The organism is Neobacillus sp. SM06 (assembly GCF_050496765.1).
Classification (GTDB): domain Bacteria; phylum Bacillota; class Bacilli; order Bacillales; family Cytobacillaceae; genus JAEVLT01.
Genome location: NZ_JBNWEO010000011.1, coordinates 205,550 through 218,080 on the forward strand (window position 1 = coordinate 205,550; position 12,531 = coordinate 218,080).

The 12,531-nt window shown below is 39.0% G+C and carries 8 protein-coding genes and 1 pseudogene; 5 read left to right on the top strand and 4 right to left on the bottom strand.

What is annotated here, in order from left to right:
• Window positions 1-175: 175 nt before the first annotated feature.
• A pseudogene (gene pulA, locus ACQYAD_RS04315) lies at window positions 176-3,013 on the top strand (type I pullulanase); the annotation flags it as partial.
• A gap of 381 nt (window positions 3,014-3,394) precedes the next feature.
• Window positions 3,395-3,922: an LPXTG cell wall anchor domain-containing protein gene (locus ACQYAD_RS04320; RefSeq protein WP_430236104.1), complete on the top strand. Its 528-nt coding sequence runs from the start codon at window positions 3,395-3,397 to the stop codon at window positions 3,920-3,922.
• A 139-nt stretch (window positions 3,923-4,061) separates the two neighbouring features.
• Here the strand turns inward: ACQYAD_RS04320 and ACQYAD_RS04325 are convergent, their stop codons facing one another.
• Complete coding sequence (locus ACQYAD_RS04325) at window positions 4,062-4,262, bottom strand: cold-shock protein (RefSeq protein ID WP_430235910.1); 201 nt, start codon at window positions 4,260-4,262, stop codon at window positions 4,062-4,064.
• Window positions 4,263-4,513: 251 nt separating this feature from the next.
• Entirely contained in the window at window positions 4,514-5,431 is a 918-nt protein-coding gene (locus ACQYAD_RS04330; protein ID WP_430235912.1) for a sigma 54-interacting transcriptional regulator, read from the bottom strand.
• A 218-nt stretch (window positions 5,432-5,649) separates the two neighbouring features.
• Here ACQYAD_RS04330 and ACQYAD_RS04335 point away from each other — a divergent pair, with 218 nt between their 5' ends.
• From ACQYAD_RS04335 to ACQYAD_RS04345, 3 genes are read left to right on the top strand one after another with little or no spacing between them, the layout of a single operon-like run.
• The gene (locus tag ACQYAD_RS04335; RefSeq protein ID WP_430235914.1) at window positions 5,650-6,990 is read left to right on the top strand and encodes a glutamine synthetase family protein; all 1,341 of its coding nucleotides are present in this window, start codon (window positions 5,650-5,652) and stop codon (window positions 6,988-6,990) included.
• Window positions 6,991-7,007: 17 nt separating this feature from the next.
• Window positions 7,008-7,907 (top strand): acetamidase/formamidase family protein, encoded by a 900-nt coding sequence (locus ACQYAD_RS04340; RefSeq protein WP_430235916.1) that lies wholly within the window; start codon window positions 7,008-7,010, stop codon window positions 7,905-7,907.
• A gap of 20 nt (window positions 7,908-7,927) precedes the next feature.
• Window positions 7,928-9,268: an APC family permease gene (locus ACQYAD_RS04345; RefSeq protein ID WP_430235918.1), complete on the top strand. Its 1,341-nt coding sequence runs from the start codon at window positions 7,928-7,930 to the stop codon at window positions 9,266-9,268.
• 853 nt (window positions 9,269-10,121) lie between these two features.
• Here the strand turns inward: ACQYAD_RS04345 and ACQYAD_RS04350 are convergent.
• Together ACQYAD_RS04350 and ACQYAD_RS04355 are read right to left on the bottom strand one after the other, a co-directional pair.
• On the bottom strand, window positions 10,122-10,412 hold the full coding sequence (locus tag ACQYAD_RS04350) for an MFS transporter (protein ID WP_430235920.1): 291 nt from the start codon (window positions 10,410-10,412) through the stop codon (window positions 10,122-10,124).
• 483 nt (window positions 10,413-10,895) lie between these two features.
• Complete coding sequence (locus ACQYAD_RS04355; protein WP_430235922.1) at window positions 10,896-12,290, bottom strand: sugar porter family MFS transporter; 1,395 nt, start codon at window positions 12,288-12,290, stop codon at window positions 10,896-10,898.
• Window positions 12,291-12,531 lie beyond the last annotated feature (241 nt).

Consider the following 12,531-nt stretch of genomic DNA (forward strand, 5'->3'; position numbering starts at 1 on the left):
TGATCAAAAATTAACTTATGATAATCAGGAAAAGGTTTGGAAAAGTGAACCGATTTCTCTTGCAAAAGGCGAAAAAATTGAATTTAAGTATGTTACAGATGGTAAATGGATAGCAGATCCTAATCTATCATTTACTCCAGAAACAACAGACAAGTATGTTTTTGTTTTTCATGCCCTGGATCAGCGCAAAGTTGATATTCGTCTCGCTCAGCAAAAAATAACGACAAAGGTAAAAATCCATTATCAGCCAAAAGCTGGTGACACAAAAAATTGGAACCTTTGGGTTTGGGGCGACGGTAAAGAAGGAAAAGTGTATTCATTTACCGATGAAGATCAATTTGGAAAAGTTGCAGAGGTTGAATTAGACGGTGACTTTAATAAGGTCGGTTTTATCGTTCGTACTGACAGTTGGGAAAAAGATGGCGGAGACCGGATCATTGATAATGTGTGGTATGGGAATGACGAGGTCTGGATTAAATCAGGAGATGATCAAGTATATACCAGCCCGCCTGATGGTGATTATCGAAATTTGCCAACCTATAATCAATTAGAAGTTACCTTTAACTACTATCGTTATGATTTGGATTATAAGGATTGGGATATTTGGGTTTGGACAGACAAAACAGACGGTCAGCCTCTAGACTTAACGAATGAAACATCTTATGGCAAGCAAGGAACCATTAAATTATCCAATTTAAACGGCGCGACAAAAGTCGGCTTTATCGTTCGAAAAAAGGATTGGTCAAAGAAAGATATTGAGGAAAACCGTTTCATTACAAAATTTACGGCTGATGGCAAAGCAGAAGTGTGGCTTGCTCAAGGGCAGAAACGGATTTTTGATAATCCGGCAAAAGTAGATCGCACTCCTCGGATTGTGAAAGCGACTATTGATGAGTTAAATCAGATCACCTTTGAAACGAACTTCCCGTTTGCTTTATCTGACACTAATGCAGGTATTACACTTGATGGTGCAGAAATTGCAAAGGTTGAACCGATTGACGACGTAACCAATAGATTAACGAATAAAGTAATGATTACGACAAAAGATGATCTTGACTTGGCAAAAGTATATAAAGTAAGCAAAGATGGTTTTGGAACGGCACCGGTCCAAATGGGAAAAGTGATCGGAAGCAAATCTTTTGAAGATCATTTCTATTATGATGGAAATGATTTGGGGAATACGTATACGAAAGAAAAAACAAGTTTCCGACTATGGGCACCAACTGCAAGTGAAGCAAAGCTAGTAACCTACGAAAAGTGGGATTCGAAAACAGGTACAGAAGTACCAATGATCCACGGCGAAAAAGGAACCTGGACGGCAGAATTGACGGGGGATCAAAAGGGCTTGCTTTATACGTATAAAGTAAAAATTGGCGATACTTGGAATGAAGCGGTGGATCCATATGCTCGTGCTGCTACAGTGAATGGAGATAAGGGTGCTGTAGTTGATTTAAATGCCACCAATCCGGATGATTGGAATAATACGAAACCGTCATTTAAGAACCCGGAGGATGCAGTTATCTATGAAGCGCATATTCGTGATCTTACGATTTCTCCGGAAAGCGGAGTAAGCAAACAATACAAAGGGAAGTTTCTTGGCGTTGCAGAAACGGGGACAAAAGGACCTAACGGAGTAAAAACAGGCTTGAGCTATATGAAAGATTTGGGAGTGACTCATGTTGAGTTGTTGCCGATGTTTGACTTCAATAGTGTAGACGAAACAAAACAGGATCAAGCGCAATACAATTGGGGATATGATCCTAAGAATTACAATGTTCCAGATGGATCTTATTCAACAGATCCTTATACCCCTACTGTAAGAATCAATGAAATGAAAAAAATGGTTCAATCACTCCACGATAATAACATCCGTGTCATTATGGATGTGGTGTATAACCATATGTTTAATGCAGCTGAGTCGAATTTTCAAAAACTTGTGCCTGGCTATTACTTCCGATACAATGCAGACGGAACACTGGCTAACGGAACAGGTGTTGGCAATGATATAGCATCTGAACACAAAATGATGCAGAAGTTTATCGTTGATTCGGTTACGTATTGGGCAAAAGAGTACCATATTGATGGTTTCCGTTTTGATTTAATGGGGATTCTCGATGTTGATACGATGAATCAGGTCCGCGCTGCTTTAGACAAAATTGATCCTTCCATTATCGTTCTTGGTGAAGGATGGGATTTAAATACACCACTTGATGCAGCGTTAAAAGCCAATCAAAAGAATGCTGAAAAGATGCCAAAAATTGCTCATTTTAATGATAGTATTCGCGATGGGTTAAAAGGCAGTGTTTTTGACGAAAAGGATAAAGGGTTTGTGAACGGAAAACCAGGCATGGAAAATCAAATTAAAAAAGGTGTCGTTGGCGGAATTCAATACAGTAACGCCATTAAAACCTTTGCAACTGAACCTGACCAAACGATTACCTATGTTGAAGCTCATGATAATTTAACGCTATGGGATAAGTTGAAAAAGACTAATCCAAATGACAGCGATGCTATTCTTAAGCAAATGGATAAATTGGCAACATCCATTGTTTTAACATCTCAAGGAATCCCATTTATTCAAGCTGGTCAAGAATTTATGAGGACAAAAGGCGGAAACGATAACAGCTACAATGCTCCTGATTCCGTAAACCAGTTGGATTGGTCTCGGCAAAGTGAGTTTGCTGCTGAAGTAGATTATTTCAAAGGGTTAGTAAAAGTAAGAGAAAATCACCCTGCCTTTCGAATGACAACAGCCGCTGACATTAAAGAGCACTTGAAATTTATCGAAGCACCAGCAAATTCCGTTGCATTTTATATTGACGGCAATGCAAACGGTGATTCTGCTAACAAGATTGCTGTAGCCTATAATGCCAATCGGACTCCAATAACTGTGAAGTTGCCTGATAGTGGCAATTGGAAACTGATTGTGAATGGAATACAGGCCGGTACAGCAACGCTTGATACGATTAAGGGAGATACAATGACTGTTCCTGCATTAAGTACCTATGTTTTAACCTTAGACGATGATAAGAACAATAACGGTGATTCTAGTGAAAAACCTGGCAATACACCCAATCAAAATCAAGATAATCAACCAGGAGATACTACCAGTGACCAAGGCAGTCAACCAGGAGATCAACCCAATCAGTCTGAAAAACCAAAGACGACTGGAGATTCAGGGGCAATCAATAATGATCAAATCGGCAACAAAGCACCACTCCAAAGCAACACGCCGGTAATTATTACGCCATCTATAAACAATGGAAATGCTGAGTTTAGTGAAGGTGAATTTAGAAAAGCTTTTGATAGAGCTAGCAGTACTGATAGCAGCCTTGTTTTTGATCTTGGCAAGAACTACTCGGTATCACTTGATTTAAGCAAAGAGGAAGTTCAAATGTTAAAAGAGAAAAATGTTCCGATTGTTATCCAAAATGACAATGTTCAAGCGATTGTCCCGTTAGGCATACTAACTAATGGCAAGTCCTTTACATTTAAACTAGATCGGAGAAAGGATATCGACAGTGCCAAAAGTCCAGTTTACAATTTTACAATAGTAGTAGATGGTAAATCGATTCATCAATTTTCTGTACCTATTACATTGAATTTTGATGTGGATTTAAGCAAAGTAAAAGAACCTAAGAATCTTAAAGTCTTCTACTATAATGAAAATACAAAAGAATGGGATCTGGTTCCGGGCGCAGTATTTAATAATGGCAAGGTCACTGTCAATACTCCACATTTTAGTACATTTACCGTATTTGAAGTTTCAGGAAATTCACAACATGTTCAAACAGCTAGTGCACCAAGTACTGAGTATGGGCTTCCAGACACCGGAACATCAATCTATAACTATTTATTAGCAGGAATACTATTGGTTATCATCGGTGCCACATTATTGGTTTATAGAAGGAAAATGAGTTAATCCACCATCGTATGCTATACTTTAGTTACCATTTGATTTACTGTTTTCAGATTCCCTGCTCATTTATGAGTGGGGTTTTTTGTTTTTTTTGCATAAAAAAACAAACTCTAGAAGTAGAGTCTGTTTTTTGGTTTTTTTATTAAGCTTTGCGAACGTTAGCTGCTTGTGGTCCGCGGTTTCCTTGCTCAACGTCAAAAGTCACTGATTGACCTTCATCTAATGTTTTGAAGCCTTCGCCTTGGATAGCTGAGAAATGAACGAATACGTCTTCTCCACCTTCACGTTCGATGAATCCAAATCCTTTTTCGCCATTGAACCATTTTACTTTACCTTTTTCCATTTGTGTTGCCTCCCAGTGTGTCCATACACACAATGTAATACTATCCTTGCTCTCAGTGATTATCAAGACGAAATGCTCTACAAGTACTATCCTATACACCGAACAAAAATAATTCTTTTAAATAATAACATTTTTTCAATACGTTTGCAAGGTTAGGAATGGTTTGGTACTCCTACATTTTACTATTAATTTATTTTTAGTCGAAAAAACTGCGTTTATTCACCTGAACAAGGAGCCATGATTTCCATAATTTACTTTTCAATCCCCCATTTTTGCATTTTTCGCAGTAAGGTTGCATGGCTTATTTGTAAGCGAGTGGCCGCTTTGCGAATGCTCCCTTCCATTTCAAGCGCTTGTCTGATTAACCGACTTTCGAACTCCCCCACCCGGGATTCCAATGATCCAACTGATACAGGGTTCGGCACGATATATTCTGGAAGATCAGCTGGCAGAATATCCTCTGCAGCGGTATTGACACAAAGCATTTCAACCAAATTCCTAAGTTCTAAACTATTCCCAGGGAAGGGATAATTTTTTAAAATCTCTAACGTCTCATTTTTGAACCATTTCTTTATTTTGTATTCCTTGCAGAAAAAAAGTAGATAATGGTTGATTAATGGTAAGATTTCTTCCGGGCGAGCGCGCAAAGGAGGAACAGCAATAGAAGCAACGTTCAGGCGGTAATACAAATCTTCCCGAAATTTCTTTTCCTTAACAAGTTGGATCAGTGGGGTAGTTGAGCTTGCGATAATCCGTATATTTAATTTTTTAGACCAGCTTCCCCCTCCCCTGTCATTTTCACGATCTTGCAAAAACTTAAGCAATTTGACTTGTACGATTGCACTTAGTTCCCCAACTTCATCAAGAAAGAGGGTTCCATGATCCGCTGCCTCTATTAAACCCGAGGCTCTCTTTCCAGTTGGGATTGCGATGCGCTCCGTTCCAAATAACTCCATGTCGCATTCACGTTCCATAATAGAACCACAGTTTATTTTGACAAACGGCATATTCGATCGATTGCTTAAACTATGGATTTTTTCCGCAATCATCTTCTTTCCTGAACCTATTTCACCTTCAATTAAAACAGTTGTTGGAAAATTGGCCAGCCGTTTGACCGTTTCAAACAACGCAATACTTAAAGGACTTTTTACAATATAAGGGATATTCATACTCGTTCCACCTCACTATCGGTTCATAATCAAAATATTCAATCAAAAATGAACCATTACCAATTCTGATAAAATAACACCTTTTCTCTCATTATGGTTCATTAATATACCATCGTCAATCATTAAATAGAAAAATAGTTGAAAAAATTTAAAATTTACTGTATATTTCAATCAAAACTACTATATAGTGGTTCAAAAATAAAAGGAGGGAGCAGACTTTGCTGGAATCCGATTGGCAGATTCATATCCAACAAATCGTTCGCGATCACCAAATCCATACCGTACGAATGTCGCTAAATGATAACTCTAATATCGCTCGAGCCCGGTATATTCCAGCGCAAAGATTCTTGGAGATAGGGACAAGTGGGAATATTTCCTTCCCATCAGTCCTTTTCTCAATGGATACCTCACAAAGTGTACAAACAAAGGTTGGTTCTGGATTTCACGGAGGATTTCCAAGTTGGGAAATCCAGCCCGATTACTCGACATTTGGCCCACTCCCCTATAAACCGGGAATAGCACGGCTGATTGGGGATCTTTACAACGGGGACGGCACACCCGTTGAAACAGCTCCACGCTATGTGTTAAAGCGGGTTCTTGAGGAATATAAAAAAGCTGGCTATCTAGTTTATGGAGCATTTGAGTACGAATTTTACGCATTTAAAGAAACCGAAAATGGGCTGGAACCGTCGTGGAAGGGTCTACACTGTTTTTCTGAAACGAAACAATCTCAAGTAGAAGAAATTTTTGTGTCCTTGCTAAAAGGACTTGCTGAAATGGGAGCTGGTCCTGAAGTGGCCAATACAGAGTATGGTTCTGGGCAATTCGAAGTAACCCATTCTCCATTTTGGAATTTAGAAATTGCCGACATGGCTTTTTACTATCGAACCAGCATAAAAGAAATTCTTCATGATATAGACTATAAAGCAACTTTCATGAGCAAACCCGTCAACGATATGAGCGGAAGCGGTGCACATATAAATTTATCCCTTCATGATGAAAATGCACAAAATTTATTTTCGGATCCATCTACACTGGATGGCTTGTCTGATTTGTGCCGCTGGTTTATCGGCGGACAGCAGCTGCATGCCCGAACCTTATGCGCACTCGTGAGTCCAACTGTAAATAGTTACAAACGGCTTAAACCGTATTCTTTTGCCCCCTCAACAAACACTTGGGGATATGAACACCGCGGTGCCATGATCCGCATTCCTAAAAGCCGGGGAGTGAATACCCGGTTGGAACATCGACTGCCCGGGGCAGATACGAACCCCTATATCTCACTGGCGGCTATTTTAGCAGCGGGATTAGATGGGATTCGCAGAAAGATTGAACCGGCTCCCCCACTGCAAAATCAAGATGCCTATACATCTGACTTTGAACCGCTCCCATTCTCATTAGGGGAGGCTCTACACGATTTGAAAGAAGATACTTTTTTTAAAGAAATGCTTGGAGTTCCATTTTTGAATGACCATCTTACATTACGGCAGGCAGAATGGGATCGTTACAGATCGCATGTAACCGATTGGGAAGTAAAGGAATACCTAGATATTTTCTAAACACGAGGAGGATTATGATGTACCGAGTAGAGAAAAAAAATTTAATCTATGCAATGTCAGATCAAAACAAACCAGTTCTTTCTGTACCAGATGGTTCAACAGTTGTGTTTGAAACCTGTGATTGTTTTGAAGATCAGATTACTTCATCTGATACGCCTTTTAATGAATTAGACTGGAACCGCATCAATCCAGCGACAGGACCTGTTTTTGTAGAAGGAGCAGAGCCAGGAGATATCCTCAAGGTAAAAATTGAAAAAATGCAATTAGCTGACCAAGGTGTGATGATGACCGGCCCAGGACTTGGGGTTCTTGGAACGGAATTAAGCGAAAATGTAATTCAAATGGTTCCCATTCGGGAAGGAAAGGCAATTTTATTAAACAAAATTGAAGTACCGTTAAATCCGATGATTGGCGTAATTGGTACGGCACCTGCGAATGGGGAAGCTATTTCGTGCGGAACCCCTAATAAACACGGCGGAAATATGGATTCAAAGGTTATTACAGAGGGATCCACGCTTTATTTACCTGTTAATGCCCCCGGAGCGCTTTTAGCAATGGGTGATCTTCATGCAGCAATGGGAGATGGCGAAGTATCCGTTTGCGGTGTAGAAATTGCTGGGGAAGTGACCGTTACGGTTCATGTTATCAAAGGGAAGCAATGGAAGGTGCCAATGGTCAAAACAGAACATGCACTCTATACCATTGCTTCAGAAGAAAGTCTTGATGATGCAACTACTGTTGCAACAAAAAATATGGTGAATTTTTTAGAAGCCGAAGCAGGGATTACCAAACATGATGCGATTTTCTTGTTAAGCATTGGCGGGAACCTACAGATTTCCCAGATAGTCGATCCCTTGAAAACCGCACGCTTTGAATTACCGATGTCCATTGTTCGCCAGTTAGATATAACAATCTAAATAAAAATGGGGGAAACCGCATGTCATTAGAAAACTTTGGCTACAAACAGGAGTTAAAAAGAGCCCTTACATTTTGGGATTTATTGATTTATGGGATGATTTTTATGGTTCCCATTGCTCCTTTTGGTGTCTACGGTTATATTACCGATGCATCTAAGGGAATGGTCGCGTTAGCTTACATGATTGGGATGGCTGGAATGATTTTCACCGCATTGAGTTATGCAAGGATGTCCGAGGCATTCCCAATTGCCGGATCCGTTTATGCTTATGCCCAACGAGGAATCAATGACAAAGTCGGCTTTCTTGCCGGATGGGCAATTTTGCTTGATTATATCCTGGTTCCTGCTCTTTTGTATCTCGTCAGTGCAGCAGCGCTAACTGCATTAATCCCGTCTATCCCCATGTGGGTCTGGCTGATTTTGTTTATCGCAGTGAACACAGTTATTAATGTTTTTGGCGTGGAATTTACCGCAAAAGCTAACAAAATGATCTTAATCTTGGAGTTTATCGTGCTAGGAATCTTTATTGTTGTCGGCCTCGTTGCTCTCTCGAACGGAATGGGAAATGGACATTTAACAACAAAACCAATTTATAATCCAGGTGAGTTCAACCTATCGCTTGTGATGGGGGCGGTTTCGATAGCTGTATTGTCCTTTCTCGGGTTTGATGGAATCTCCACCTTGTCAGAGGAAGTAAAAGGCGGAAGCAAAATGGTAGGAAAAGCAACAATTACTGCATTGCTCGTTGTGGGTGTATTATTTATTTTACAGACCTGGGTTGCCAGCGATCTTGGTGCAGGAATGCGTTTAACCAATCTGGACACAGCATTCTATGAAATTGCCGGAAAAGCCGGCGGTACTTGGTTAAAGAATTTAACGATTATTGCGACAGCCTTCTCTTGGGGAATTGCAAACGCGCTTGCCGCTCAAGCTGCGATTTCAAGAATTTTGTATTCCATGGCTCGTGACCGCAAATTGCCGGCTGTCCTTGCAAAGGTTCACCCAACATTCAAAACCCCGTATATAAGCACAATTCTCGTGGCGGTCGTATCGTTAGCAGTTGGCTTATTCTTTCAAAGCAAAATTGGTGTTCTTACCAATATTGTTAACTTCGGAGCACTTACTGGATTCCTTGTCCTGCATGTTTCCGTTATTTATCATTATATCATTCGACAAAAATCAAAAGATTATGTCAGACATCTGATTCTTCCACTTATTGGATTCCTTGTGATTGGATATGTCATAAAAGGAATGGATATGACCGCCATTAAACTTGGAGTGACATGGATCATCCTAGGTGCCGTTTATTTAGTCGTCATAACCAAAGTATTTAAGCAATCAGCAACATCGCTGGATATTTAATTTTGGTTAATAAGGGCTGCCCTAGATGATTTTTAGGAAGCCCCTTTTTCTTATCTTTTTCGGTCTTTTCGGATTTAAAGCCTTCATTTTGTAATAGCAGGATTCTATGCTGATAAAAAATCATCGCCCCCATGACAAAGTCATTCTTTCTTTAAGGATTCTTTATCTTCATTTCTTCATGATGTCATTAAAATCCAATAGCAAGGAATCATTATTTTTCTAGTGCGTTTACTCTAACGACTTTTTTAATAAAGACCCGTTATTTTAGAGTAAGTTTGTCACCTCATTTAAATTATGTTTACTCATTGTATAAACATCTTCTAAAGCTCCTATTATTGCTAAATTATACGAATTGCCTTTTTGCCCGTTTTTCGACTTATCCTCTGGCCAATCTGTTCAAGGGGATTAATAAATATTCCATGCTCAATTCCTATGTGCCCGCTATTTTTTTAAGGATATATGAATAATATATATTAAGTCGAAATTAACCTATATTTATGCATTTAATGCATCTTATTGAATCACATCCATAAATTCAGCGATTGTTTTGGTTTTCAATACACCATCAATTAAGAAACTTCAAAAAACGAAAGCTCCTTGCCAAGATTCTTTTATAATCAAAAAAAACTGGACCTTCTCTTCCTAAATAAAAGTCTAAAAATTGAAAAATGGCCGAAGTAACAACTTCGGCCTCAAGAATGGAATTGTGCGAGCGATTCAACATGCTCATGATTTATATATGATGAATACATAAGTATCATCACTGATGAATTACCCTGACTCAATGTACACTTTATCTACATTTATTATGACTCCGATTGCCTTTTCTCATTTTTTGAGCAAACGATTTCTGTTAAATTTGTTCTAAGCCGCAACCTTTCGTTTCTAAAACTACAAAACTCATGAAGAGTAACCCTAGGATACAAATAATACCCAAAGCTAAGAAGATGACTTCAGAAAAGAACTTAGCAGTATTAATCGAGAAAACAATGCCAACCGCTAGTGAACCTATCCTGTTGAAACAATGAAATCCCAGCACTATTCCACGTACAGAATGCGTAAAGATTTCCCCAACGATAATCCGAGAGAGTGCTACCCAAGAAAACGCATAGCAGGGAATGAAGCAGCAAAGCGCAAAAAGCATTACTCAGGTGAGTACACCATCATTAAGCCCCAACGCCTCAGGAATGTTCGGTGCAAAGAAGAAAAGAGCTATACCTATGCCGCCAACAGTAAAGAGTGTGCGACGGTTCAATTTATAAACAAATTTTAAAAATAAGTGTTGTTACCACGAAGATCACACCGACAAAACCATAAATCCAGCAGCTACCTAAAGTGCTAAACTAACTGTTAGCGTAATATTTGTAGCGTGATATAAAAAGGCCTCTCCCCCACACCGATAATAAAACCAGCGGAATTAATTAACCAAGACATGATTCTACTACATCTTTCGGCAACATTTTTAATCTCTCTAAAATTCCAAAATTTACTTCTGCTTTTGATTTACAAAGGGATGTTAATACTTCACGGTCTTTATCTCCTATACCATTTTTAATTAAGTAACAAAATAGCAACGATGAATTGCGGGAAACTTTCGGGCTTAAACCAACAAAACTCATAAGTCTATTTACGCACTTTTTCCTTCTAATAGTCTGTTTTCTCCAATTTTTTCTATTTCCTCCAAAGTACGACCGCGAGTTTCAGGAACGCATGTCCGGATAAATAAAACACCTAGTATACAAATAACACCGAAGATTGCAAAAACAGCTTCTTGAGACATTGAAGCAGTCATAATTGGAAATAGCAGTCCAACCAAGAAAGAACCAATCCAGTTAAATGATGAAGCCAATCCTGACGAACGACCGCGAATTACCAGCGGGAAAATTTCTCCAACTATGACCCAAGTTAAAGGAGCCCACGTGAATGAATAAAGTGCTACATAGACACTTAAAAAAGCAACGATCATCATTGGGCTTGCATGAGGAATTAATAAATTCAATATTGCCGGTAAAATAAAGGATAGTCCCATAATAGTTCCGCCTACTGTTAATAAAGTACGGCGATTAAATTTATCAGCAATCAACAGGAACACTAATGAACCTACTACGAGAATAACCCCTTGAATAATTGGCCACATCAACGCTGAACTAGCTGCATGTCCTGTAGCTTTTTGCACGATCAAAGGAATGTAATAGAAAATTGCGTTTGCGCCTTGGAATTGCTGAAATGCGGCAACACCCACTCCTGCAAGTACTAAATAACGGTATTTATTACTAAATAATGTACCATAAGATGCTTTTTGATTTGCCTTTATTTCCTCTCTGGCAGTTTCTTGAATTTGTCTTATTTCTGAATCAATTTCTTCTTTTTTAGAGCGAATATAGCTCAGCACCTTACGAGCTTCATCAAGTTTATTGTTCATTATTAAGAAACGTGGTGATTCAGGCAACCTTAACATTCCAATATATAAGATCAATGCAGGTACGGCAGCCAAACCAAGCATCAACCGCCACGCCGTTGTTTCTGGTAAATCTTTCAATAAATAATCCACAATGTACGAAAGCAACATTCCAGAAACAATCATTGTTTGATTAATTCCCGACAGACGTCCTCGTAAACGTGCGGGTGCCATTTCCGACATATAGGCTGGGACCAACGCAGAAGCAGCACCAACTGCCAATCCCAAGAAAACCCGAACAACAATCAAATAAAGTTGCCCATTATGAGGGGCTATTCCTGACAAAATGGATCCAACAACAAAAATTAAAGCAGATATTAAAATCATTTTGCGCCGTCCTAAACGATCAGAAAGTTGTCCGGCAAGGGCACCTCCGAAAATAGCTCCAAACATCACCGAAGAGGTAATCCAACCAATGGTGCCAGCACGATTTTGAAGGTTCCAATCATTTTCTAGAAAAGGCAGAGCACCCGTCATAACGCCGATATCATAACCGAAGAGAATGCCGGCAAAAGCCCCAAAAAAATAAATGAAACCACTCGAGATTTTCTTTTCACCAACCATTAATGTTCCCTCCTTAAAGGCTTAAAAATTATATTATTTAAAAATCCCACTACTAAAAATTATATTTGGATATTTTTACTATAAAATACATATTTACTTTATTTTATGCGCTTTCATTTTTTAATAAAACTACGGTCACTTTGACGAGTATGGAGATCATAATTTGATTATATCGCATATGATTCCTCTTTCATTCTCCAATTATCGGAATATACAAGCTGTTTTTACAGATAATGTAATC

Coding starts and splice junctions, on each gene's coding strand:
- ACQYAD_RS04320 (WP_430236104.1), top strand. CDS start 3,395: ATGTTAAAAGAGAAAAATGTTCCGATTGTTATCCAAAATGACAATGTT.
- ACQYAD_RS04325 (WP_430235910.1), bottom strand. CDS start 4,262: ATGGAAAAAGGTAAAGTAAAATGGTTCAATGGCGAAAAAGGATTTGGA.
- ACQYAD_RS04330 (WP_430235912.1), bottom strand. CDS start 5,431: ATGAATATCCCTTATATTGTAAAAAGTCCTTTAAGTATTGCGTTGTTT.
- ACQYAD_RS04340 (WP_430235916.1), top strand. CDS start 7,008: ATGTACCGAGTAGAGAAAAAAAATTTAATCTATGCAATGTCAGATCAA.
- ACQYAD_RS04345 (WP_430235918.1), top strand. CDS start 7,928: ATGTCATTAGAAAACTTTGGCTACAAACAGGAGTTAAAAAGAGCCCTT.
- ACQYAD_RS04350 (WP_430235920.1), bottom strand. CDS start 10,412: ATGCTTTTTGCGCTTTGCTGCTTCATTCCCTGCTATGCGTTTTCTTGG.
- ACQYAD_RS04355 (WP_430235922.1), bottom strand. CDS start 12,290: ATGGTTGGTGAAAAGAAAATCTCGAGTGGTTTCATTTATTTTTTTGGG.